At 67.1% G+C, this 23422-nt stretch carries 21 protein-coding genes and 3 pseudogenes; 19 read left to right on the plus strand and 5 right to left on the minus strand.

Annotated elements, in window-relative coordinates; genetic code table 11:
* The coding region (locus AC1DRP_RS19405; protein WP_476769305.1) for a transglycosylase domain-containing protein at window positions 1–709 on the minus strand (709 nt) is incomplete at its 3' end.
* Window positions 710–861: 152 nt separating this feature from the next.
* Window positions 862–1458: an IMPACT family protein gene (locus AC1DRP_RS19410; RefSeq protein WP_476769306.1), complete on the minus strand. Its 597-nt coding sequence runs from the start codon at window positions 1456–1458 to the stop codon at window positions 862–864.
* A 216-nt stretch (window positions 1459–1674) separates the two neighbouring features.
* Between AC1DRP_RS19410 and AC1DRP_RS19415 the strand changes: the two are divergent.
* The 3 genes and pseudogenes from AC1DRP_RS19415 to AC1DRP_RS19425 form a co-directional block, all read left to right on the plus strand.
* Window positions 1675–1896, plus strand: a pseudogene (locus AC1DRP_RS19415) (LysR family transcriptional regulator); the annotation flags it as partial.
* A 43-nt stretch (window positions 1897–1939) separates the two neighbouring features.
* Window positions 1940–3265, plus strand: coding sequence for an epoxide hydrolase family protein (locus AC1DRP_RS19420; RefSeq protein WP_476769307.1), 1326 nt, complete (start codon window positions 1940–1942; stop codon window positions 3263–3265).
* 60 nt (window positions 3266–3325) lie between these two features.
* Window positions 3326–3427: pseudogene (locus AC1DRP_RS19425) on the plus strand (IS481 family transposase); the annotation flags it as partial.
* Between the two features lie 101 nt (window positions 3428–3528).
* Here AC1DRP_RS19425 and AC1DRP_RS19430 read toward each other — a convergent pair.
* Window positions 3529–4419, minus strand: a complete 891-nt coding sequence (locus AC1DRP_RS19430; protein ID WP_441493559.1) for a LysR substrate-binding domain-containing protein — start codon at window positions 4417–4419, stop codon at window positions 3529–3531.
* Window positions 4420–4591: 172 nt separating this feature from the next.
* Between AC1DRP_RS19430 and AC1DRP_RS19435 the strand changes: the two genes are divergently transcribed.
* The 11 genes and pseudogenes from AC1DRP_RS19435 to AC1DRP_RS19485 all read left to right on the plus strand — a co-directional run bounded on the left by AC1DRP_RS19435 (window position 4592) and on the right by AC1DRP_RS19485 (window position 16666).
* Window positions 4592–5968: an acyclic terpene utilization AtuA family protein gene (locus tag AC1DRP_RS19435; protein WP_476769308.1), complete on the plus strand. Its 1377-nt coding sequence runs from the start codon at window positions 4592–4594 to the stop codon at window positions 5966–5968.
* A complete protein-coding gene (locus AC1DRP_RS19440; RefSeq protein WP_476769309.1) occupies window positions 5965–6372 on the plus strand; it encodes an AtuA-related protein in 408 nt (135 codons plus the stop codon). Before AC1DRP_RS19435 ends, AC1DRP_RS19440 begins: the two co-directional genes overlap by 4 nt.
* A complete protein-coding gene (locus tag AC1DRP_RS19445) occupies window positions 6369–7784 on the plus strand; it encodes a dipeptidase (protein ID WP_476769310.1) in 1416 nt (471 codons plus the stop codon). Before AC1DRP_RS19440 ends, AC1DRP_RS19445 begins: the two co-directional genes overlap by 4 nt.
* 4 nt (window positions 7785–7788) lie before the next feature.
* Window positions 7789–9396 (plus strand): gamma-glutamyltransferase, encoded by a 1608-nt coding sequence (ggt, locus tag AC1DRP_RS19450; protein WP_476769311.1) that lies wholly within the window; start codon window positions 7789–7791, stop codon window positions 9394–9396.
* Between the two features lie 56 nt (window positions 9397–9452).
* Complete coding sequence (locus tag AC1DRP_RS19455) at window positions 9453–11030, plus strand: ABC transporter substrate-binding protein (RefSeq protein WP_476769312.1); 1578 nt, start codon at window positions 9453–9455, stop codon at window positions 11028–11030.
* Window positions 11031–11084: 54 nt separating this feature from the next.
* The gene (locus AC1DRP_RS19460) at window positions 11085–12053 is read left to right on the plus strand and encodes an ABC transporter permease (RefSeq protein WP_476769313.1); all 969 of its coding nucleotides are present in this window, start codon (window positions 11085–11087) and stop codon (window positions 12051–12053) included.
* Window positions 12054–12079: 26 nt separating this feature from the next.
* A complete protein-coding gene (locus AC1DRP_RS19465) occupies window positions 12080–13015 on the plus strand; it encodes an ABC transporter permease (protein WP_441508673.1) in 936 nt (311 codons plus the stop codon).
* A gap of 121 nt (window positions 13016–13136) precedes the next feature.
* Window positions 13137–13775 (plus strand): annotated as a pseudogene (locus tag AC1DRP_RS19470) (autotransporter outer membrane beta-barrel domain-containing protein); the annotation flags it as partial.
* A gap of 53 nt (window positions 13776–13828) precedes the next feature.
* On the plus strand, window positions 13829–14800 hold the full coding sequence (locus AC1DRP_RS19475; RefSeq protein WP_476769314.1) for an autotransporter family protein: 972 nt from the start codon (window positions 13829–13831) through the stop codon (window positions 14798–14800).
* A 350-nt stretch (window positions 14801–15150) separates the two neighbouring features.
* Complete coding sequence (locus AC1DRP_RS19480) at window positions 15151–15420, plus strand: hypothetical protein (protein WP_441493575.1); 270 nt, start codon at window positions 15151–15153, stop codon at window positions 15418–15420.
* A 322-nt stretch (window positions 15421–15742) separates the two neighbouring features.
* A complete protein-coding gene (locus AC1DRP_RS19485) occupies window positions 15743–16666 on the plus strand; it encodes a cell wall hydrolase (protein WP_476769315.1) in 924 nt (307 codons plus the stop codon).
* Between the two features lie 145 nt (window positions 16667–16811).
* Here AC1DRP_RS19485 and accD read toward each other — a convergent pair whose 3' ends face one another.
* On the minus strand, window positions 16812–17693 hold the full coding sequence (gene accD / locus AC1DRP_RS19490; protein ID WP_476769316.1) for an acetyl-CoA carboxylase, carboxyltransferase subunit beta: 882 nt from the start codon (window positions 17691–17693) through the stop codon (window positions 16812–16814).
* Between the two features lie 254 nt (window positions 17694–17947).
* On the opposite strand from accD, the gene AC1DRP_RS19495 reads away from it, so the two are divergent.
* The 3 genes from AC1DRP_RS19495 (at window position 17948) to AC1DRP_RS19505 (ending at window position 19780) form a co-directional block, all read left to right on the plus strand.
* Window positions 17948–18445, plus strand: coding sequence for a c-type cytochrome (locus tag AC1DRP_RS19495; RefSeq protein ID WP_476769317.1), 498 nt, complete (start codon window positions 17948–17950; stop codon window positions 18443–18445).
* Between the two features lie 55 nt (window positions 18446–18500).
* On the plus strand, window positions 18501–18998 hold the full coding sequence (locus AC1DRP_RS19500) for a hypothetical protein (protein WP_476769318.1): 498 nt from the start codon (window positions 18501–18503) through the stop codon (window positions 18996–18998).
* Window positions 18999–19423: 425 nt separating this feature from the next.
* Window positions 19424–19780: a hypothetical protein gene (locus AC1DRP_RS19505; protein ID WP_476769319.1), complete on the plus strand. Its 357-nt coding sequence runs from the start codon at window positions 19424–19426 to the stop codon at window positions 19778–19780.
* 485 nt (window positions 19781–20265) lie between these two features.
* On the opposite strand, the gene AC1DRP_RS19510 is transcribed toward AC1DRP_RS19505, so the two are convergent.
* Window positions 20266–21087 (minus strand): ATP-grasp domain-containing protein, encoded by an 822-nt coding sequence (locus AC1DRP_RS19510; RefSeq protein ID WP_476769320.1) that lies wholly within the window; start codon window positions 21085–21087, stop codon window positions 20266–20268.
* Window positions 21088–21442: 355 nt separating this feature from the next.
* On the opposite strand from AC1DRP_RS19510, the gene AC1DRP_RS19515 reads away from it, so the two are divergent.
* Both AC1DRP_RS19515 and AC1DRP_RS19520 read left to right on the plus strand, forming a co-directional pair.
* Complete coding sequence (locus AC1DRP_RS19515; RefSeq protein WP_476769321.1) at window positions 21443–22855, plus strand: cytochrome P450; 1413 nt, start codon at window positions 21443–21445, stop codon at window positions 22853–22855.
* A gap of 318 nt (window positions 22856–23173) precedes the next feature.
* A partial coding sequence (locus AC1DRP_RS19520) for an AMP-binding protein (protein WP_476769322.1) occupies window positions 23174–23422 on the plus strand: 249 nt, incomplete at its 3' end.

Raw genomic sequence — 23422 nt, forward strand, 5'->3', positions numbered from 1 at the left:
CGACACCATAGGCACCGGCGCCGAAATAGACCCGGTTGAGATAGAGTTCGAGAATCTGGTCCTTGCTGTAGCTGCGCTCCAGCCAGAGCGACAGGATCGCTTCCTGGATCTTGCGCGAGACCGTGCGCTCCTGGGTCAGGAACAGGTTCTTGGCGAGCTGCTGGGTCAGCGTCGAGCCGCCCTGGAGGCCTCCGTCATGGGCCAGATTGCGGTAGGCTGCGCGGAGAAGGCCCATCAGGTCGATGCCCCAATGGTCGTAGAAGCGCCGGTCCTCGATGGCGACGAAAGCCTTGGGCAGGGAGGGCGGCAGCTCCCCCAGCGAGACCTCGCGGCCGCCCGTCTCGCCGCGATTGGCGAGAGGCGAGCCGTCGCTCGCCAGGATGGCGATGTTCGGGGGCCGTTTCGGCACCGTGAGCTGGCTGAGCGGAGGCAGCTGCGCGGCGTAGTAGGCGACGCCGCCGCCCAAGAGGATGACGCCGCCCAGGCAAAGCACGAGCCCGGCACAGGCCAGCTTTCTCAGGACCAAGCCGCCGCCCACGCGCCGGGCCTTCCCGGGCTGGCTGGACGCATCAGCGCTGACCTGAGAGGCCGGCCCGCGCGCCGTGGTCTCACCCTCCCGATCCTCGGAGGAGGGGCGAAAATCCAGCTCATGCGCGTCCGTCGCCAGCGCGTCGACAAGCGGCTCGCGCCGGTCAGATCCGTTCGCCACCTGTGGTCAGCCCCCAATCCGTGCAGCCGGTGCCATCGGGCGCTTCTGACATCGGGTCTTGGCGCAACTAAGACCAGCAGACAAAGCGCTCTGTCGCCATCTCCGTGCCAGCGCGATGTCGCCGGGCGCGCGTCCGCCCGGAGAGCGAGAACCTAGTCGTCCCATCTGATCGCCGCGCGTCCGCTGGTGATGTCCCTGACCAGTTTGGAGACCAGATCGGCCTCCAGCTTTGGAACCGACACCGACAGCACTGCGCCGGTATCCGTGAAGACCTGATCGCGCAGCTGCACCCCCGGCAGATCACCAAGCCGCGCCTGGACGCGCGCCAGATCGCCGAACGCGCAGGTGATCGTCACTGATGCCGCCTCGACCAGCGCCACCGTCTCGGCCGCGCGCAAGCAGAGGGCGGCCGTGCCGCCATAGGCGCGGATCAAGCCGCCGCTGCCGAGCAGGACCCCGCCGAACCAGCGCGTCACGACAACCGCGACGCCGTCCAGCGCTTGCCCGTCGATGGCCGCGAGTATCGGCTTTCCCGCTGTGCCGCTCGGTTCTCCGTCATCGTTGAAGCGATAGCCTTGTCCGCAACGCCAGGCCCAGCAATTGTGATTGGCCGCCGGGTCCGAGTGGGCAGCGATGAACTCCTTGGCTGCCGCCTCATCCGCAACGGGAGCGGCGGTCGCAATGAAGCGGCTCTTCTTGATCTCCTGCCGGAATGAGTTGAGCCCAAGGAGTGTGAAGCGGTTTTCCATGCGCTCATGTACCGGCTCAGGAGCACCCTGGGCAAAGCCAATGACAGATCTCCGCCTGGGCGCGACCGGGACTGGTGCGTCACCCATGGCAGCAAGGCCGACCGCGCGTTAGACTGAAGCCGGCCCATCGATCGGGCTGGCCGAGGCCGGTGCGAAGCTTCGGACCGGGGGCGCGGACAACGTCTCTGCCGCCGGCGCAAAGGAGTGTGGGGCCTGATGGACCGCTTCGATGCGATGCAGGTTTTTCTGGCGGTCGTCGATGCCGGCAGCCTGTCTGCGGGAAGCCGCAAGCTGAACGCGCCGCTGCCGAGCGTCAGCCGGAAAGTCGCGGAGCTCGAGCGCCATCTCGGTACGCGCCTGCTCGTCCGGACCAGTCGGAATGTCCAGCTCACCGATGCGGGGCGCGACTATGTCGATGCGGCACGCCAGATCATCGCACAGACCGTCCACGTCTCCGCCTTAACCCCTGAGGAGAACCGCCATGCCTGGTCCGCACCCGTTGATCGGCCGCAGGAGCTTCATCGCATCAACCGTCGTGGGAACGATCGGCGCGATGCTTCCCGCCGTGAGCGCGACCGCAGCGCCCTCTCCCTCGCGCTCGCCGCAGGAGAGCGCGGCCGCAGACCCGAAGGCGAGCGGCGACAGTTCGATCCGGCCATTCCGCTACCACGCGACCGACGAAGAACTCGCCGACCTGAAGCGCCGCATCAAGGCGACGAAATGGCCCCAGCGCGAGAACGACCCGACCCAGGGCGTCAGCCTCTCGAGCATCGAGAAGCTCGCCGCGTATTGGGCGGACCAGCATGACTGGCGAGACGTCGAAGCACGAATCAACAGCTACCCGAACTTCGTCACGACGATCGACGGGGTGGATATTCACTTCATCCAGGTGAAGTCGAAACACCCGAACGCGCTGCCGGTGATCGTCACGCATGGTTGGCCCGGGTCGATCATCGAGCAGCTGAAGATCATCGACCCGCTCACTGATCCGACCGCTTTTGGCGGCACTGCAGCCGATGCCTTCGATGTCGTGATCCCGTCGCTGCCGGGCTATGGCTTTTCCGGCAAGCCGGCCGTCAACGGCTGGGATCCGCAGCATGTCGCACGCGCCTGGGCGGTGTTGATGCAGCGGCTCGACTACACGCGCTATGTCGCGCAAGGCGGCGATTGGGGCAATGCGGTCACCGAGCAGATGGCGCTACAGCGCCCGGCCGGGCTGGCCGGGATCCACACCAACATGCCGGCGACCGTTCCCGCCGAGATCGCCCCGCTGCTTCCCAACGGCCCCGAGCCCGCGGGCCTGGATGCCGAGGAAAAGCATGCCTGGGACCAGCTCGTCGATTTCTATGCGAACGGGCTCGGCTACGCGCAGGAAATGGCGGGCCGGCCGCAGACTCTCTACGCGCTGGCGGATTCGCCGGTGGGGCTGGCGGCCTGGATCATCGACCACGACATCCGCAGCTATAACCTCATCGCGCGCGTCTTCGATGGCGCGAAGGAGGGCCTGACCCGGGACGATATCCTCGACAACATCACGCTGTACTGGCTGACGAACACGGCGGTCTCCTCGGCGCGGCTGTATCGGGAAAGCAAGCTCGCGTTCTTCGCGCCCAAGGGTGTGCCGCTGCCGACCGGCGTCAGCGCATTCCACGACGAGATCTACCAGGCGCCGGAAAGCTGGACGCGCAAGGCCTATCCGAACCTGGTCTTCTACAGGCGCCACGACACGGGCACGCATTTCGCGGCCTGGGAGCAGCCGCAAGCCCTGACGGACGATCTGCGCGCGACATTCCGCTCGCTGCATTGAGGCGTCGCACAAAGTGCACGGTTCCGGCCGCGGGCTTCTGCCGAGCCTGCGGCCGGRACGCATCCCCAGAACTGGCATCGCCCCCACGGCGGAATCCAGGCCAAGACACCCATCAGCAGACTCGCTCTCGACGAGGACAACCTGTTGACGCTCCACAGCTAGATCATCGGACCGGACACGATTTCCGGTCCGATGATCCAGCCCTTCGGCGAAGAGCGGTTGCACCTTGAGACGGCGAGGGGGCTCGTCGACGCGCCGTTGGGTCAGGCGCCGCCATGCGTCCGGATCGCGTCCGCCAGCCGGGTCGCGCTGAGCGAGAGCGGCCGGGATTTGACCCAGAGCAAGCCGATCCGGCGCTCGATGCTGGGCGCCGTGATCGGCACCATGGCCAGGTCCGTGCTCCGGAACATCGCAAAGGTCATCGATGGCAGCGCGGTGATGCCGAGGCCGGCCGCCGCGAGGGCTGCCGCAGAGGGGATCTGGTCGACTTCGTATCTCGGCTCGATCGACAGGTTGCCGTGGACGAACCCGGCATCGGTGAGCCTGCGCACCGACGAAGCCGGCGAGATCGCGATGAAGTCATGGCCGGCGAGGTCCGCCCAGGTCACGCTCTCGCGCGTGGCGAGGCTGTGCTGGCGGTGACAGACCAGGTGCATGCGGTCCGACGTCACCGGATCGAAGGCGAAGGCGCCGAGCGAGGCCGGGTGGCCGACGATCGCGAGGTCCACGATACCGTCCTCCAGCAGCTCCGTCGCCCGGTCCTGGGGCGCGTCGCGGATCTGGACATCGATACCGGGGAAGCTGCTGCGAAAGGCGCGGATCGCCGGGGGTAGCAGCGTGCAGACCACGGATGGAAGTGCGGCGATCGAGACCCGGCCGTGCACGCCTTCGTTCCGGCTGGCGATCGCCTCGAAGGTCTGGTGCAGACTGCGCACGGCATCGCGCGCGCTGGCGACGACGTGCCGCCCTTCATAGGTCAGCGTCAGCGCGCGCGTCGTCCGGTGCACCAGCCGATAGCCGAGCTCGGCCTCGATGCGCTTCAGCGTCTCGCTGACGGAGGGCTGCGTGATGCCCAGGCGCTCGGCCGCGGCCGTGAGATTCAGCGTTTCGCCGATCGCGACCAGGATCTCCAACTGCCGGATTGTCAGATTCATGGCGCCTCGGTGGTCGATCGGCCGGGCCGGCGGTCTGTCGCCTCCCGTGCAGCTCAGTCATAGGCTCGTCCTATGGAATAATGAATTCCCATTATTTGACTTTCTGAATGCGTCGCCACCAATGCATCAGGCGCGGCCATGGGCCGGGCTGGCGGCAACGGATGGGTTCGGCATGGCGACACAGGTTCGGATCGGTGCTGCGGCGGGCTTTGCCGGCGACCGATCGGATTCGGCCGGGCCGGTGATCGAAGCCTTGGCGCAGCATGACGGGCCCCGTTTCCTGATCTTCGAGACGCTGGCCGAACGCACGCTGGCGCTCGCGCAGATCGACCGGATCGCCAATCCCGCCCGCGGCGAGGTGCCCGCGCTCGAGCGCCTGCTGCGCCCGGCTCTCGGGGACGCCGCCCGGCACGGCATCAGGATCATCGGCAATTTCGGCGCGGCCAATCCGCGGGCCGCTGCCGCGAAAATCCGCAGCTGGGCCGCAGAGGCCGGATATCCCGGCCTGAAGATCGCGGTGGTCGAGGGCGATGACCTTCTCGGCCTGATGAGCCCGGCCGAATTCACCGCCTGCGAGAGCGATGGCACGATCCTGGCGCGGGCGCCCGAGATCATCGCCGCCAATGCCTATCTCGGCGCGGGCCCGATCGCCGAGGCCCTGTCGCGCGGCGCCGACATCGTCGTGACCGGGCGCGTCGCCGACCCCGCTTTGGTGCTGGGGCCGCTGATCCACAGCTTCGGCTGGGCCTGGGACGATTGGGACCGGCTCGCCGCCGGCATCCTGGCGGGGCATCTGCTCGAATGCGGGTCGCAGGTCACGGGCGGCTATTTCGCCGATCCGGGCATCAAGGACGTGCCGGGCATGGACCGGATCGGCTATCCGATCGCCGAGGTCGAGGCCGATGGCAGCTTCGTCGTGACCAAGCCGGACGGCACCGGCGGGCTGGTCGACCGGCGCACGGTTACCGAACAGATCCTCTATGAAATCCACGATCCGGCCGCCTATCTGACGCCCGATGTCGTGCTCGACCTGACTGAGGTCGAGATCGAGCAGGTCGGCCCCGACCGGGTGCGCGTCACCGGCGCCAGGGGCCACCCGCTGCCGCCCACACTGAAGGCGACGATCTGCGTCGATGGCGGCCATCTCGCCGAGGCCGAAATCTCCTATGCCGGCCCCAATGCCGGGGCGCGCGCGAAGCTCGCAATCGAGACCGTGCAGCTTCGGATGCGCCGCTTCCATCCTGCTCTCGCCATTCGCGTCGATCTGATCGGCGCCGTCAGCGTCTTCGGAGACAGCGCGGGCTCCGGCATTTCCGACCTCGTCTGGGACAGGCTGCCGACCGATCTGCGCATCCGCTTCGCCGCCGAGAGCGATGATCGTGCTGCCGCCGAGTGCCTGCTGGACGAGGTCGAGGCGTTGTACTGCGCCGGGCCGGCGGGCGGGGGCGGGGTGCGCAAGCGGCTGACGCCGCGGCTGCGCAGCGCGTCCTGCCTGGTCGCGCGCGACAGGGTCACGCCCCGCGTCAGCTTCCTGGAGGAGGCGGCATGATCGAGCCGATCCGCACGCCGCTCCATGCGCTTGCCCATGCCMGCTCCGGCGACAAGGGCAACCGCCTGAATATCGCGCTGGTCTGCCGCCACCCGGCGCTCTTCCCGGTGCTGGCCGCAGAGCTCACGGCCGATCTGGTGGCGGAGATCTTTCGGGCGAGGGCGCCCTCCCGGGTCGTGCGCTACGAACTGCCCCGGCTGGCTGCCTTCAATTTCGTCCTCGACGATGTTCTGGACGGCGGCGTCAATGCCAGCCTGGGCCTCGACGGCCATGGCAAGACCCTGTCCTTCCTGCTGCTCGCGGCCTCCGTCCCGGTCCCCAAGGCCGTGCTGAACGCTGTCGCCGACGAGACCCCGATCCTCGCTTCGACCCGCCATCCCCAAACTCCTGGAGGCCCGCGATGAGCGCCCAGCCCGTCGTCGATCATCTGCTCGCCCGGCACGATGCCGTACTGGACCGGCTGAATGCCTTCCTGAGGCTGCCGAGCGTCAGCACCGATCCGGCCTATGCGCAGGGCATGCAGGACACGAGGACGTTCCTGCTCGATTGGCTCAGGGAGATCGGGCTGTCGGATGTCCAGCTGCTCGATGGCGGCGGCCAGCCGGCGGTCTATGGCACCTGGCTCGGCGCGCCCGGCGCCCCCACGATCATCATCTACGGCCATTACGACGTGCAGCCGCCCGATCCGCTGGCGCTCTGGAAGACGCCGCCCTTCGAGCCGACGACCCGCGACGGCCGGCTCTATGCGCGCGGCGCGTCGGATGTGAAGGGCTCGACCACGATCGCCATCGAGACGGTCGCGGCCTTCCTGGCGGTCAAGGGCCGCTGCCCGGTCAATATCAAGCTCTTCATCGAAGGCGAGGAGGAGACCGGCAGCCCGAGCCTGCATGCCATCGTCGCGCGCTATGGCCCGCTGCTCAAGGCCGACGCCATGATCTCCGCCGATGGTGGCCGCGCCAGCCCGACCGTGCCGACGATCAATGTCGGGGCGCGCGGGCTGACCAAGCTCGAACTCGTGGTCCGCACCGCCGACAAGGAGCTGCATTCCGGCCGCTATGGCGGCGCGGTCCGCAACGCCCTGCACGAGCTCGCCGCGATCATCGCGACGCTCCATGACAGGAATGGCGCGATCGCCATCCCGGCGCTGATGGAGGCCGTGCGCCCGCTCAGTGAGCGGGACCGGCAGGACACCGCCGCCCTGCCTTTCGACGAGGCGGCCTTTGTCGGCGATATCGGCGGCATCGCGGCCGGCGAGCCGGGCTACAGCATCCGCGAGAGACTGACGCTGCGCCCCGCCATCGACGTCAACGGCATGTGGGGCGGCTATACCGGCTCCGGCAGCAAGACGGTGATCCCCGACGAGGCGCGCGCCAAGATCACCATCCGCCTCGCACCGGGGCAGGACACCGACCAGGCGGCGCAGGCGCTCCAGGGACATATCCTGGCGGTGGCGCGGCCCGGCGTCGCGGTCAGCTTCGAGGCGATAGGCGGCGGCTCGCCGGCCTCGACGCTGGCTGCCGACCACCCCCTGGTCCAGGCCGCCACGCGCGTCCTTAGGACGACATCGCAGCAGGAGCCGGTCCATGTCCGGCTCGGCGCGACGGTGCCGATCACCGCGATCTTCAAGGAGACGCTCGGTCTCGACACCTTGATGTTCGGCTTCAATCTGCCCGACGAGGACGTGCACGCGCCCAACGAGTTCTTCCATCTGGCGTCGATCCCGCTCGGCCTGCAGGCCTGGCCGATGCTGCTGGAGGAGCTCGGGCGTTTTCCTGCCGCGGCTTTTGGGGCTGACGCTCCGGGCGGGAAGGGCTGAGCCGATGGCCGGGATGATCGTCGCGGCCCAGCCCGAGGCCGTCGAGGCCGGAGCGCTAGTTCTCAGGCGCGGCGGCAACGCCGTCGATGCCGCGATCGCCTGCGCCTTCGTGCAATCCGTCGTCGATCCGCAGATGACCGGCATCGCCGGCTATGGCTCGATGCAGATCTACATGCCCGGCCGCAATGCCCATGAGGTGCTGGAATTCTATGCCCGCAGCCCGTCGGCGACCCGTGCCGACATGTGGCAGGACGCGATCATCGGCGAGGCGCCGGACGGCTTCTCCTTCGTGGTCAAGGGCCATGTCAACGAGATCGGCTATCAGGCCGTCGGCTCGCCGGGCAACCTGAAGGGATACACCACGGCGCTGGCCGAATACGGCACCATGGATCTCGCCGATATCATGCAGCCGGCGATCGATTACGCGCGGGGCGGCTTCAGGATCCGGCCCTACATGCATTACTACATGGCGCTGAACCAGTCGGAGCAGGGGCGGGTGCCCAATGAGGACCTGCTCCGCTTCAGCGCGACCGGCCGGGACCTGTATTTCCGGGCCGATGGCAGCCTGAAGCGCCCCGGCGACACCGTCGCCAATCCCGATCTCGCCCGCACCCTGGAGCGGATCGCGGCAGCCGGCCCCGAGATCTTCTATCGCGGCGAGATCGCCGAGCAGATCGCCGCCGACATGAAGGCGAATGGCGGCCTGCTTGCCTATGAGGACCTGGCGAACTACCAGCTGCGGCGGTCGAAGCCGGTCTGGGGCAGCTATCGCGGCCACCGCGTCGCCAGCGTCCAGCCRCCCGGCGGCGGCGTCTCGCTGATCCAGCTGCTGCATGTCCTCGAGAACTTCCCGCTCGGCGAACTCGAGCATAATGGCGGCGAGCATCTGCGCATCCTKACCGAGGCGCTGATGCGGGTGACGGCCGACAAGGACGCGCATATCGGCGACCCCGATTTCGTCGAKGTGCCGACCGACCGGCTGCTGGCGAAGGACTATGCCGCGACGCTGGCGCAGAGCATCCGCCGGGGCGAGCGCGGCGCCATCGAGCGCTTGAAGCTGAAGCCCGAGGCCAACGACACCACGCAGGTCTGCGTCGTTGACGGCGAGGGCAACGCGGTGACGCTCACCCACACRCTCAATATCCCCAGCGGCGTCATCAGCGATGGGCTGGGCTTCATGTATAACGGGCTGATGAGCGCCTTCGATCCGCGGCCCGGCCGGCCGGGCTCGCTGGCGCCYAACAAGGGCCGCACCAGCTCGCAGATGCCGAGCATCGTCTTCAAGGATGACAGGCCCTTCATCGTCATCGGCGCGCCAGGCGGCACCGCGATCCTGCCGGCGATGGCGCAGGGCATCAGCAACATCATCGATTTCGGCATGCCGGTCTTCGATGCGGTCGCGGCGCCACGGATCAGCGTGACCAGCAACAGCATCGATATCTCGAACCGGATCCCACGCTATGTCGCCGCGGAGTTGGAGCGCCAGAGCTATCGCGTCGCGCGCTCCTACCAGGGCTTCGCCTTCGCGGCGCTGCATGCGGTGCTCGCCGATGCCGGCCGCCTGTCGGCCGGCGCCGACCCGCAGCGCGACGGCATGTGGCTGAGCGGCTGAGCCGGAATGAAGCGGCCAACAGACCTAATTCCAGTCATTCGATCATGAGGACCCCGATGAGCGCATCACTCAAAACCTGGCTTGCGGCGACGCTGCTGACGACGGGGCTCGGCCTCGCTCCTGCACAGGCGGCCCCGCTGCGGATCGCGATCGGCGGCGCCTTCACCTCGATCGACCCGCATTTCTACAATGCCACGCCCAATCATTCCGTCGCGATGCATGTCTTCGACCGCCTGGTCGACCGCGCGCCCGATGTCAGCCTGAAGCCCGGTCTCGCCCTGAGCTGGACGCCGGTCTCCGACACCGTCTGGGAGTTCAAGCTGCGCCCCGGCGTGACCTGGCATGACGGCAAGCCCTTCACCGCCGACGATGTCGCCTTCACCTATCAGCGCGCCCGCAACGTCCCCAACAGTCCCGGTGGCTTCGGCGGCTTCCTGCGCGCCGTGAAGACGGTCGAGGTCGTCGACCCGCTGACGCTGCGCATCGACACCGGCGAGCCGGCCCCCAACCTGCCGCGCGAGCTGGCCTTCGTGCCGATCATCTCGCGCCATGTCGGCGAGAGCGCCACGACCGAGGACTACAATTCCGGCAAGGCCGCCATCGGCACCGGCCCCTATAAATTCGTCAGCCAGACCCCGGGCGACCGGGTCGAGCTCGTCCGCAACGACGCCTGGTGGGGGCCAAAGCAGGACTGGGACAAGGTCACGCTGCGGATGATCACCAATTCCGGTGCACGTGTCGCCGCGGTCCTGGCGGGCGATGTCGACATCATCGACACGCCGCCCGTCGGCGATCTCGAGAAGCTGAAGGCGGATCCGCGCGTCACCGTCGCCACGACGGAAGGGCTGCGCGTCATCTATCTCGCGCTGAATTCGCTTGAGCCGGGTGCCGCCACCATCACCGACAATGACGGCAAGCCGCTGCCGAAGAACCCGCTGCTCGATCTCAAGGTGCGCCAGGCGCTGTCCATCGCGATCAACCGCGACGGCCTCGCCGACCGGATCATGCAGAAGACGGCCCGGCCGACCGGCCAGTGGCTGCCGGCCGGCACCTATTCCTATGCCAAGAGCGTCACGGTTCCCGCCAATGACCCCAACAAGGCCAAGGCGCTGCTGAAGGAGGCGGGCTTCCCGGACGGGTTCAAGATCACGCTCTTCACGCCCAATGACCGCTACCCGAACGATGCGGCGACCGCCCAGGCGGTCGCCCAGATGTGGACGCGGATCGGCGTCAAGACCGCGGTCGAGACGCTGCCCTGGAGCGCCTATGCGACGCGCGGCGGCAAGCAGGAATTCGGTGCCGGGCTCTGGGGCTGGGGCAGCCCGACGGGCGAGGCCGGCTATCTGCTCTCGAATGTGCTCGCCAGCAACAATCCCTCCAAGGGCCTCGGCGTCTTCAATTACGGGCGCTATGCAAATCCGGCGCTCGATACCCAGATCGTCCAGGCGCTGGCGACGATCGACGACGGCAAGCGGGAGCAACTGCTCGTCGGCGCGGTCGAGACCGCGGCGCGCGAGGTGCCGATCATCCCGCTCTTCATCCTCGACAACGCCTGGGTCACCCGCAAGGGCATCGTCATCGACCCGCGCCGCGACGAACGCACGCTGGCGGTGGATGCCCGCAGCGCCAGGTAACACGAGTATCRACAACGCGACGGACCGGTCCGGTCCGTCGCCCGGGGACATGAGATGATTGCCTGGTTCGCCCAACGACTTCTGCAGGCTTTCGCGGTCGTGCTCGCCATGACGGTGATCGTCTTCGTCGGCGTCAACGTGATCGGCGATCCGGTTGCCGTTCTGGTTCCGCCCGATGCCGACCAGGCGGAACGCCTGCGCGTGATCGCGGCCTTGGGGCTCGACCGGCCGCTCTGGCAGCAATATCTCTCGTTCCTCGGCGGCGCGGTCAGGGGCGATCTAGGGCGCAGCTTCGTCTTCAACGAGCCGGCGCTGCGGGTCATCCTCCAGCGCATGCCCGCAACGCTCGAGCTGGCGCTCGCCGCCATGCTGCTCTCGGTGGTGATCGGCATTCCGCTCGGCCTCTATGCCGGCGTCCGGCCGAACTCGCCGGTGGCGAAGACGATGATGGCCGGCTCGATCCTGGGTTTTTCGCTGCCCAGCTTCTGGGTCGGGCTGCTGCTGATCATGGTCTTTGCGGTGCAACTGAGCTGGCTGCCGGCCGGCGGCCGCGGGCCGACGCGCGAATTGCTCGGCCTGCAATGGTCGTTCCTGACCCTGGAGGGCCTGCGCCATCTCATTCTGCCGGCCTTGAACCTCGCCTTGTTCAAGATCTCGCTGGTGATGCGGCTGGTGCGGGCCGAGACCCGCGAGATCGTTCCGCAGGACTATATCCGCACCGCTCGCGCCAAGGGCCTTGGCGAGGGCGCGATCCTGCGGGTCCATCTCCTCAAGAACATCCTGATCCCCGTCGTCACCATCGTCGGGCTGGAATTCGGCTCGGTGATCGCCTTCTCGGTGGTGACGGAGACGATCTTCGCCTGGCCGGGCATGGGCAAGCTGATCATCGACAGCATCAACCTGCTCGATCGCCCGATGATCGTCGCCTATCTCATGGTGATCGTCGTGCTGTTCGTCGTCATCAATCTCGTGGTCGACCTGATCTACACGGCTCTCGACCCGCGCGTCCGGCTCGAGAACTGAGCGACCGGGCCTTGCAGGTGAACACCATGCCAACCTCCTCGCGTTCCGCCGCCCCGGAAGCGGCCGCTCCGGAAGCGGCGCCCGCGACGCGGCGCACGCCGCTGCTGCGCTTCCTGCGGGCCTTTGCCGCCTCGCGCCTGGCCGTGCTCGGCCTCGTGCTGCTCTGCGCGATCATCGCGCTCGCGCTCCTGGCGCCGTGGATCGCGCCACAGAACCCCTATGACCTGATGCAGCTCGACATCATGGACGGCCAGTTGCCGCCCGGATCGGTCTCACCCACGGGCATGACCTACTGGCTCGGCACCGACGATCAGGGCCGCGACATGCTGTCGGGCATTCTCTACGGCCTGCGCATCTCCTTGCTGGTCGGCCTGACATCGGCGCTGGCGGCAGCCGCCATCGGCACGACGCTCGGGCTCATCGCAGCCTATGCGGGCGGCCGCACCGGCACCGCGATCATGCGCATCGTCGACCTGCAGCTCTCCTTCCCCACGATCCTGGTCGCGCTGATGATCCTGGCCTTTCTCGGCAAGGGCGTCGTCAATGTCATCCTGGCGCTAGTCATCGTCGAATGGGCCGCCTATGCCCGCATCGCCCGCGCCAGCGCGATGGTGCAGCGGCGCAAGGAATATATCGAGGCGGCAATCTGCCAGGGCGCGTCATCGCTGCGCATCCTGTTTCGCCATTTGCTGCCGAACTGCCTGCCGCCCCTGATGGTGATCGCCACCGTCCAGATCGCGCGCGCCATCGCGCTGGAGGCGACCCTGTCCTTCCTCGGGCTGGGCGTGCCGATCACCGAGCCCAGCCTCGGCCTGCTGATCTCCAATGGCTATCAGCACATGCTATCGGGAAAGTTCTGGATCAGCTTCTATCCCGGCGTGGCGCTCCTGATCACGGTGGTCGCGATCAACCTGATCGGCGATCAGCTCAGGGACGTCCTCAATCCGCGCGCGCAGGCCTGAGAGCAGAACCCGGGCATGGCGCGACGACGAGGGGGAAGACGACCGCTCCCTGTCAACGTCGCCCCCGAACGATCCCGCTCCCCTGAATGCGCCTGGGGCCGAAATCCTGCGCTTCGAACACATGGCGAAAGGGCAGGATGCCCATGTCCTGACCAACGCCACGGTATGGAATCTGACCGGCAATTCAAACCTCACAAACCTGACCAATGACGCAAGCCTGGTCGCCTTTTCGGCGCCCGCCGGCGATCCGGGGGGGCTGGCCAGTTACAAGACGCTGACAGCGGTCAACTATACCGGCGTGGGCGGCAGGCTGGGCCTCAACACCTTCCTTGGAAACGACAATTCGCCGTCGGACCGGCTGGTTATCAACGGGGGCAGCGCGACGGGCCTCTCCTCGCTCCAGGTCGCCAACACGACAGGCCACGGAGACCTGACCGTGGGCAACGGCATCCTTGTGGTCGATGCGATCAATGGCGCCACGACGGCGGTCGGCGCCTTCGCACTGGCTGGCCCTGTGGTTGCCGGTCCCTATGAGTACTCGCTCTATCGGTCCAGCCGTGATGCGTCGGGGTTGGAGAGCTGGTATCTGCGTTCGGACCTGGCTCCAGTGCCGCCTGCGCCTCCCGGCCCCGGGCCGTCGCCGGCACCGCCCTCGACCGGCATCCCGGATTTTCGCCGCGAGACCTCGCTCTATGCGGCGCTGCCGGCTATGCAGCTGATCTATGGCCGCACCCTGATCGACAGTCTGCATGAGCGCGTCGGCGAGCTTGCGCCCCTCGAGGCGCCCGAAGTCACGGAGGAGCGGACGATCGGGTGCGCGAACCCCGAGAAGAACGACCGCTGCACCACGACCGTGCGGCTGCCGGCCGGCACAGCCGCCCCCGGGCACTCCTATGCCTCGGCCGGCTGGCCCGGATCATCGGCACACATGGCAACCAGGATGGCGGCCCCTGGGGCATCTACCGTAACGGCCCGAACTACGACTATGACCTCTATGCTTTCCAGGCCGGTCTCGACCTCTATCGCAGCCAGAACTCCGACGGCTCACGCGATCATGCCGGGATCTATGCCGCGATCGGCCGGATCGAGGGCGACGTCACCCATTTCAACGGCATCAAGGCCGGCCACAACACCATCGATGTCTATTCGCTTGGCGGATACTGGACCCATTTCGGGCCGTCGGGCTGGTATCTCGACGGCGTCGTCCAGGGCACCTGGTATGATGCCAAGGCCGATTCCAGGCGCGGCTTCACCCTCAACCGCGACGCGTTCGGCTTTGCCGCCTCGCTCGAAGGCGGCTATCCGCTCCAGCTCGGCTACGGCGTCGTCTTCGAGCCGCAGGCGCAAATCATCTACCAGACGCTCTCGAACGGCTCGGCAGCCCTGGTGCGCTTCTCCGACGCGGACTCACTCGCCGGCCGGATCGGCGCTCGYCTTGCGCGGAGCTGGACGCTGTACGAGGCCACGCTCGGCGCCAGACCGCGGATGCTGACTGCCTGGCTGAAGGCCAGCCTCTGGAACGAATTCATGGGCAATCCCAAGACCGCGTTCTTCTCGGCCACCGGCTTTATCCCGTTCCGGGCCGATCTCGGCGGCAACTGGGCCGAGTTCAAGGTCGGCGCCGACGCACAGCTGACCAGGAACACCACCCTCTACGCCAGCGTGGGCTACTCGGTCGGCCTCGATGGCCGCTCGCATACCTATGACTGCCGGCTCGGTGTCATGGTAAGCTCGGCGTTTCGTCCTGACTTGGATCGATATTGGCTTGGACCAATCCTGGCCTGACGATCAATCCTGGCCGGGGAGGATCGTTCGCGAAATCCCGGCCACGGCTTGCTCTGCGCCTGTCGCGGATGCGGCAGCGCTGGAAGTCGAGCTGAACGGCCGGCTCGAAGGCGCGTATGGCGACCTTGCCGCGCCCGTTGTCGGCAATGCGGCCTGGCCACCCGGCTCTTGGCCCTGTTCGGCGACGAGATCGCGCTTGGCGTCCGCGCCTCGATGATGATCGTGACGGAGCGCCTCGCGCCGTTGCTCGATCCCGTCGTCAGCGTCGGGTGCGGCCGATCTCGACCGGGAGCGCGTCAGGGCGCCGTCGCTGATTGAGTCCCCACTGTCCCGGGGGTACATTGGGCGACATGACCGACGACTTCCCTGACATTCTCCGTTCGCCGCTCTGCCAGACCGTCACTCGCGATGGCGTGACGGTGCAGGTCGAGATCTACCGTCTCGCGGACAGCGAGGGCTGGACGCTCGAGCTTGTCGATGAAGATGGAGGGTCGACCGTCTGGGAAGAGACGTTCGCCAGCGACGCTGCAGCCTTGGCTGAGTTCAATGAAGGGCTGGAGGAACTCGGACTCGCTGGTTTGATCGACCCGGAAGGGGACGAAGAAGCGACGGTGCACTAGGGTCGAAACTCCGGCACGGCGACCAGCTTTCGCGGGACGCTGCGTGGTCCCGGGCGATGAAGATGCGCGTCCGGGCGAGGTCCATGTTCCGGATCCATCGCGAGCGACACCAGTCCATTGGCACGGGCGAAGAGCCGCATGTTGCATGGCGCCGCCATGGCGGTCGTTGGACAGCCGCGCCGTGTTGACGGCCGAAGCGCGGTCGGGCACCTTCGCTCCGTTCATCTGGCGTTAACGTTCTGTTAACGTATTCAGGGTCCCTTCCAGGGATGACGGTCCGCCGCCTGCGGCAGCCCGGAGCCCGTAATCAGGAGGTTGCCGCATGAAGCGCGCCGTGATCGCTGCAAATGCTGTCCGTCCCGTCGGCAATGTTGGCCGTCCCATCGGCAAGAGCCGCTCCGGCCGCAAGGCGATCCCGCTTCTGATTTCACTGGCTGCGCCGGCGCTGGGCGCCTGCAGCATGTCGCCTGTCGAGACCGCTTCGACGGTGGCGCCGGCGACAAAGGATCCTCGTGAGGCGCGCAAGCGCGCGGTTACCCTGGCCAAGGCCGATCCGCGCGAGAAGGAATGCCTCGTCCGCGCGATGTATTTCGAATCGAACCGGTCGAGCGATGCGGGTCTGCTCAGCGTCGGCACGGTGGTGATGAACCGGGTGGAATCGCCGCGTTACCCTGAGACGATCTGCGGCGTCGTCGGCGCGCCGCGCCAGTTCGCCGCCGGCGTGCTGACCCGCCCGATGGCTGCACGCGACCTGCCGAGGGTCGAGGCCATCGCGGAAGACATCCTCAACGGAAAGCGCCACGAGCCTGTCGGAGCGGCCAAGCATTTCCACATGGCCGGGATGCGCTTTTCCTATCCCAACATGCATTACGTGACCTTGGCAGGCGGGAACGCCTTCTATGTGAAGGGCGAGCGGCCCGAGCGGCGCCGCATCGAGGAGCCGAACTATCAGCTGGCTGCGCTCAACCTGCCTGCGGCTCCCGCCACCACATCGACCGTGCAGACCTCGTTTGCCGCCGCGCCGCTGGCATTCGCCCCGGAGGCTCCCGCGCCGGCCGTTTCTGCGCCGGCAAGCCCGACCCTGACGCTCGTCAGCACGATGCGGCTGCCGCCCAGCCGGCCCTATGATCTCGACCTGCCCAAGAAGACCCTGCGCGCCTTCAACGCGCCGCCGGCGAGCGGCGTCCGCGTGGCTGCGCTGCCGCTCGAGACCCGCGGCCTTCGCGGCGGCCTGTCGCTGGACTGACCGCGAGCGGCCGCCTGCGTCTGGACGCAGGGCGATCGACCGCCAGTCTTGCCTCCCCACAAGCTGGGGAGCGCTGTTGCCGCAGCCGTGCGCGAAACGTGCGATCGAGGCCGACAACGTCTCGGCGACGGCCGCAAGGATCAGCTCATTCAGGACGGGGCCGCGGCGGTTCGCGGGTCAGCCGGCCGCAGAGCCTCGCGAGCGTCGCGCGCATGTCGGCTCGGGGCACGACGATATCGACCATGCCGTGCTCCTTGAGGTATTCGGCCTTCTGGAAGCCCTCCGGCAGCTTTTGCCGGATCGTCTGCTCGATGACGCGCGGTCCGGCGAAGCCGATGAGGGCACCGGGCTCCGCGATATGCACATCACCCAGCATGGCATAGGACGCCGTGATGCCGCCCGTCGTCGGGTCCGTCAGCACGACGAGATACGGCAATTTCGCCTTGGCCAGACGCCGTCGGGCCACGGTCGTGCGCGGCATCTGCATCAATGCCAGCATCCCTTCCTGCATGCGCATCCCGCCGCCGCTCGCGAACAGGATCAAGGGCGTGCGGTGCGAGATGGCGGCTTCTACAGCGGTGACGATGGCTTCCTCGGCTGCCATGCCAGGCGCGCCGCCCATGAAATGGAAGTCCTGGACCGCCACCGTGACAGGTATGCCCTCGAGCCTGCCGCGGACCACTTTGACCGCGTCCTGCAGCCCGGTCTTCGCTCTCGCCTCCTTGAGGCGGTCGATATAGCGCTTCGTGTCGCGGAAGCGCAGCGGATCGACCGGCCCTTCCGGCACGGGCACATCCTCCTGGGAGCCCGGATCGAGTGTGATCGCCAGGCGTTGCGCTGCCGTGATGCGCAAATGGTGACCCGAGCCCGGAATCACCCATAAATTGGCCTCGACATCCCGGTGGAAGACAAGCTGGCCGGTGACCGGGCACTTGATCCAGAGCTTTTCGGAGGTTTCCCTCCGCAAAAGAGTGCTGATCTTTGGCCGCACCACCGCGGTAATCCAATTCGTCGGTGATTCCCGCATGGGCGTTCGCAAGCTCCGTTGCGTCGGTCGGACATTAGATGCGCTCGAACGGAATGCCGTGCAACCGGCCTGCGCTGCTGCCTTCGCGGCGATCTGGTGCTCAGTCCTGAAGCACTGCCCGGTTCCGGGCGGCTGGGCGCAAAGCGGCAGGCGCTATTCGATCCCGCGCCGTTCAGGTAGCATGGACATGCCGCAGGAGAGTGGCCGCCCGGCGGCGAAGCACCGGCCGGTCGGATCCCGCGCCGGAGGGTGCCATGCGATTCATCGCGGGTTTCGTCACAGCCTTCATCGTCCTGGCCATCGCCGGCCTCGCCCTGGTCTTCAGCRGTCTCGTCAATATCGCCGCCCGCGAGCCGCACAGCGCCCCGGTATTCGTTCTCCTGCAGACCGCCATGCGCCAGTCGGTGGCCCGCCAGGCGGCCAAGGTGCCGGCGCCGGCGCCATCCACGGACATTTCCCGGGGTTTCCGTCTCTACAACGAGACCTGCGTCTACTGCCATGGCGCCCCGGGGAAGGACCCGACCGATATCGGCAAGGGCCTCAATCCGGAGCCGCCCTTCCTGCCGGATACGATCCAGCACTGGAGCGCCGCCGAGATCTTCTGGATCGTCAAGAACGGGGTGCGGATGACCGGCATGCCGTCCTTCGCGGACACCCATAGCGATGACGACCTGCGGGCCGTCGTTGCCTTCGTGCAGAAGCTGCCGACCATGACCGAAGAGCAATATGCTGCCTATGAGAAGGCGCAGTGAGCGCCAGGCTCCATGGCGGCCGGCACCGGCTCGGGCCAATTCGAGGAGGACCATCATGCGAACCGCAACGTGCCTGCTGGCTGCGCTGTCACTGTCGACCCTGCTGATCGGCCCGGGCGCCTGGGCGGCCGGTTTCGAGTGCGGGGGGCGGCCGACCGCCGATACGCCGGCCGGCGTCAAGGACATCACGGCGCTGCTGCCGGTCTCCGATCCGCTCGACCATCCCGCCTCGCTCAATGCCGCCGTCGACACATTGCGCAGCCAGGGCCTGACCAAGACCCTGATCATCGACAATCTGATCGGCGCCTATTGCGCCCTGCTGGCCAAGGACACGGCGCTGGCCGACGCGCAGAAGACCGCCCGGCTGCGGAGTTTCAGCCTGCAGGCGACACGGGCGGTCTACGCCATCGAGATCGCGGACCGCATCATTCTCGACGTGCCGCTGATGCCCGACGTCGTCGACGCGGTCAGCGCCAGGGCGCGGGCGGCGGGTCTGACCCCGCAGGACTGGATTGCGCAGGCGGTAGCCAAAGCACTGGCCGCGCAGCCGTGAACGGCCGGGCTGCCGGGGAGCGGGCGCAGGACGGGCGAACGATCGGCAGCCTGAGCTGAACGCCACGGTGTCGCGTCGCAGAAGCGTCTGCAACGGGGGTGGTCCGTTATCAGCATTTTCCAGAGACCGACTGAGGTCCGGCCCAACCAGACCCGGACGTTGCCTTGACCGGTCGCCTACGGCCGCTCGCGGTCGAGAGCCGAGGTCAGGCGGTCCGCTCAGGCAAGAGGTCCCGTCGGGCAAGAGGTCCTGTCAGGCAAGCGGTCCTGTCAGGCAACTCCAGTCGGGAATGCTCGCCTGCGGGCCTCCGGCCACGGTCGAATTCGCCGGCCTGGGGCTGGCATCGGAGCTTGTGTGATCAAGCGCATGCAAGCGGGCGCGGGAAGGGGAGATGATCCGAGGGAACCCCCGGAAGGCTCGGTCCGATGTCCCTTCACACCGCGTTTGCCCCTCAATCCATTGCCCGGGACGTCAGGGTTTCGATCCTTGCACGCGTTCCCGGGCTGATCGCCGCAGGCGCCCTGATCGGAGCCATCATCCTCATGGCCTCGGCCATGCTGCGCCTCCTGCCGAATGGCTTCGCTGTCTCGCTCCATGGCCTGTCGGCGGCATTGCTGCTGGCCTGCGCAGCTCTGGCCTTCGAGCACAGCGCGAAGGATGCAGGTCGGATGATCCGCGATAAATCAGCCTTCATCCGCAGGATGCGCCTGATCTGCCTGTCGGCAGCCTTCGCACTCGGCTTCCTGATCCCGGTGTTGATCAGTGTGATTCCGCGGCCCTGACCCAAAAGGCATCGCGTCCCCAAAGTGGGAGTTGATACAGCCAGCTAGAAGGTGCCGGGGAGTTCATCGGCTGTGCCTCCGGAAACGTCCGCGATCCGTTGAGAATTTCGGCTCGCGGTCGATAGAGCCGAACCATGTCCCCGTTGTAGAGGCTGACCGACCAGAACCCATCGACAGGAACGTTCGTGGCCTTCAGTTCCTAATTCGTAGACCCATCAATTCTGGTCGGGGCCACGGTGGGCCATGGTTGAATCCGCTTATGCCGCGATCGGGACCCGTTCCTTGGCAAGGGCAAGAGCGGCAAGCCCCCGGAGCGGCGAGACCGGCGCTCGTCGGCTCAAAAGCTCCGCTATTCCCCTCTCGAGGTCCGCATCTGTGACGCGTTCCGGATGCCGGCCCGGGCTGGCGGGGTCGGACCGGCTGAAGGCTGGCATTCGAAGGCCTCCGAGGGAGGACGCCGCGGCCCCGGGGCCGTGCCCTGTCGATTATCGGCACGTCGCTCTGATGCGGTGATCGAGCGATCCCATGACCGTGTCGTAGAGCGCATTCCCGATGAGCGCATCTTCATGGCCGGCATCGACATTGGGGTTGTCATTGACCTCGAGCACGAGGGGCCGCTCTCCACACTCCTTGACGTCAACGCCATAGAAGCCGTCGCCGACCGTGTCGGCGGCAGCCAGCGCAGCTGCCAGCACGGATTTGGGCGTTTCGGAGATGGCGACGGCCTCGGTCAAGCCTTCCCGATAGTCCCGTGAGCCCGCGTTCTGTACAACCTGCCAATGGCCCGGCACCATGTGATACCGGCAGGCGAAGAGCGGCCGGCAATCGAGCACCCCGATGCGCCAATCGAAGCGGGTCGGGATGTACTCCTGAGCGACCAGGACGGGGGAGCGATCGAACCATTGCAGGCAGCGCACCCGAAATTCGGCCTCGCCTTCCACCTTGCAGACGCCTCTGGAAAACGAGCTGTCCGGGAGCTTGACGACACAGGGCAGGCCGAGCAGCGGGATCGCATCGCCGATGTTCCCGCGGTGCAGGAGCAACGTCTTCGGCGTCGGCACCCGGTGGCGTTCGAAGAGACGGACCTGGGACACCTTGTCGGCGCAGATCCGCATCGAGATCGGGTCATCGATCGAGGCCAGGCCGAGTTCGGCCGCACGCAGCGCGAACTGGTGGGTGTAATCGTCCAGGCGCGTGTGATCCCGGATAAAAACGCCGTCGAACTCAGCCAGCCGATCGAGGTCGGCTTCTGCGACGATCGTAACATCCAGATCCAGCTTGCGTGCGCTGGCGAGAAACTGATCCATTGCAGCGCGATTGGACGGGGCGAGCGTCCGGCCGGGAGTCCAGAGGACGRCAAGCGCAGGTCGAGCCTTCCGCGCCGGGAGCGTGCGTGACGCTGCAGGGTCGCCTTGTGGAGCTGTCATCCTGCGCGACCCGGCGAGCTCCGCGTGCCCGATGAAGACCGGGCGTAGCTGCTGAACGTAACGATTCCCTGAATGCGAGGGATGGGTTCAGCCCTTGTCCGGGGTGTTGCCTCGCCGGGCGCCCCCTTCGATCGAGGAGATCGCCTTTTCAGCAGCCCTCAGCACCTGCCTTTGAAACGACACCCGCACAGGCCACGCTCGCCCGGCGGTTCTTCGTTTCAGAAGGCGCCATCGCATGGTTCTGTCAGAGGTTCCCGCCGAGCCGTCCAGAAGGCGGACGCCCCCGGCGCCGGTTCCGGGCGATCGCCAGCTCGGCCGCCTGGAGCTGCTGCTGCGCCTGCGTCGCAACCCGCTGACGATCTGGCGCCAGCAGCATTTCGAGGATCCGATCGTCGCGGGCAAAAGCGTGCTCGGCTATGGCGTCGTCATCTCGGACCCTGCTGCGATCCGACATGTGCTCGTCGAGAACAACGCGAATTATCCGAAGGACGCGCTTCAGAAGACCATTCTCGCGCCGGGACTGGGGCAGGGGCTGCTGACGGTCGAGGGCGACGCCTGGAAGCGGGCCCGCCGCACGCTTGCGCCGCTGTTCACGCCGAGGCGGGTCGAAGCGCTTGCCGCCAGGATGCTGCCCCCGATCGCCAGTCAGGTGGCGCGGATGGCGCAGCGGCGCCCCGGCAGGATCGTCGACATCGGCGAGGACATGACGCGGCTGACCTATGACGTGCTGGCCGAGACGTTGTTCTCGAACGCGATCGCGGGCGGCGCCGTGGCCTTCGGGCAGGCATTGACCCGCTATTTCGCGACGCAGGGGCGCATCGATCCTCTCGATATCCTGGGCGCACCGGCCTGGATCCCGCGGATCGGCCGCATTCGCGCGCGGTCCGCCATCGATTTCTTCGAGCGGCAGATCGAGGCGATCGTGACCGACCGGCAAACGCTGCGCTTGTCTCAACCGCCAAGCGCTCCGCATGCCCGCGATCTGCTGGATGCCCTGCTCGATGCGCGTGATCCCGAAACCGGCACGGGCCTCACTGACGCAGAGGTCGGCGCGAATATCGTGACCTTCATCGGCGCTGGCCACGAGACGACGGCCAACGCCCTGACATGGTCGCTCTACCTCGTCGCGATGGCCGACGATGTCAGGGAGCGCCTCGAGGCCGAGGCCGATGCGGTGGCGGCCGACCCTGTCGCCGCAGTGCTCGCTGGCGATCGCCTGACCATGACGCGCGCCGTGATCGAGGAGGCCATGCGGCTTTACCCGCCCGTGCCCTCGCTGTCGCGCGTCGCGATCGCCGAGGATCAGGTCGGGGGCGTCGCGATCCCCAAGGGCGCGCTCGTGATCATCTCGCCCTATGTGCTGCATCGGCATCGCTCCCTCTGGACCGCGCCGACGCAGTTTTGGCCGGAGCGCTTCTTGCCTGGAGCGCGCGAGACGATCGATCGTTATGCCTATCTGCCCTTCGGCGCCGGACCGCGGATCTGTATCGGCCAGCATTTCGCGATGATCGAGGCGGTGCTGAGCCTGGCACAGCTGATCGGCGCCTTCCGGTTCGAATATGCCGGCAGTGATCCCCCAGTTCCGCAGCAGCGGATCACGCTTCGGCCGCAGGGCGGCATGCCGATGAAACTCCGGGCGCGTCGTTAGAGCATCGGCCCGAAAAGTGGATTGCGGTTTTCGGGGCAAAGACGATGCAAACACAAAGGGTTAGATCATCAGGCCGGATACCATATCCGGTCTGATGATCTAGAGTGCTGTTCGCAAGCGTTGCGATCGATCGCCCCGGCCAGGGGGCGTTCTCCTCCGGGGCGTGAATAGTCTGCTGGCGCTGACCCAGCGTTCGTGGGGCAGGGCGGGAACAACGCTTCGCAATGTCCTAACGCAATCTACATCTCTCATCGCTAGCAAATCCCGGTCTCGCACAGGCGGTTCAGCCTTGCGGCGTCTGGCTGGGGGAAGCGGATCATGCATGCCATCGTCGGGCGCGGTGCCGGAAAGCTCGTGGGCGCCGTGGAGCCCTCGCTCCTGCGCGACGAACTGCTCGGCGAGATCTTCGAGGCATCCGTCCGGCGGACGCCTGAGCATACAGCCATCATCTTCGCAGCCGAGCGCGTCACCTATGCCKAGCTCGACGCCCGCGCCGACAAGGTGGCGCGCGCGCTGCGGGCGCGCGGCGTCGGGGCAGGGGCCTTTGTCGGCCTGTGGATGTCGCGC

The organism is Allobosea sp. 01N443 (assembly GCF_056399325.1).

Coding starts and splice junctions, on each gene's coding strand:
- AC1DRP_RS19420 (WP_476769307.1), top strand. CDS start 1,940: ATGCCTGGTCCGCACCCGTTGATCGGCCGCAGGAGCTTCATCGCATCA.
- AC1DRP_RS19465 (WP_441508673.1), top strand. CDS start 12,080: ATGCCAACCTCCTCGCGTTCCGCCGCCCCGGAAGCGGCCGCTCCGGAA.
- AC1DRP_RS19505 (WP_476769319.1), top strand. CDS start 19,424: ATGTCCCTTCACACCGCGTTTGCCCCTCAATCCATTGCCCGGGACGTC.
- AC1DRP_RS19510 (WP_476769320.1), bottom strand. CDS start 21,087: ATGGATCAGTTTCTCGCCAGCGCACGCAAGCTGGATCTGGATGTTACG.
- accD (WP_476769316.1), bottom strand. CDS start 17,693: ATGCGGGAATCACCGACGAATTGGATTACCGCGGTGGTGCGGCCAAAG.
- AC1DRP_RS19445 (WP_476769310.1), top strand. CDS start 6,369: ATGAGCGCCCAGCCCGTCGTCGATCATCTGCTCGCCCGGCACGATGCC.
- AC1DRP_RS19515 (WP_476769321.1), top strand. CDS start 21,443: ATGGTTCTGTCAGAGGTTCCCGCCGAGCCGTCCAGAAGGCGGACGCCC.
- AC1DRP_RS19460 (WP_476769313.1), top strand. CDS start 11,085: ATGATTGCCTGGTTCGCCCAACGACTTCTGCAGGCTTTCGCGGTCGTG.
- AC1DRP_RS19410 (WP_476769306.1), bottom strand. CDS start 1,458: ATGGAAAACCGCTTCACACTCCTTGGGCTCAACTCATTCCGGCAGGAG.
- AC1DRP_RS19480 (WP_441493575.1), top strand. CDS start 15,151: ATGACCGACGACTTCCCTGACATTCTCCGTTCGCCGCTCTGCCAGACC.
- AC1DRP_RS19500 (WP_476769318.1), top strand. CDS start 18,501: ATGCGAACCGCAACGTGCCTGCTGGCTGCGCTGTCACTGTCGACCCTG.
- AC1DRP_RS19485 (WP_476769315.1), top strand. CDS start 15,743: ATGAAGCGCGCCGTGATCGCTGCAAATGCTGTCCGTCCCGTCGGCAAT.
- AC1DRP_RS19455 (WP_476769312.1), top strand. CDS start 9,453: ATGAGCGCATCACTCAAAACCTGGCTTGCGGCGACGCTGCTGACGACG.
- AC1DRP_RS19435 (WP_476769308.1), top strand. CDS start 4,592: ATGGCGACACAGGTTCGGATCGGTGCTGCGGCGGGCTTTGCCGGCGAC.
- AC1DRP_RS19430 (WP_441493559.1), bottom strand. CDS start 4,419: ATGAATCTGACAATCCGGCAGTTGGAGATCCTGGTCGCGATCGGCGAA.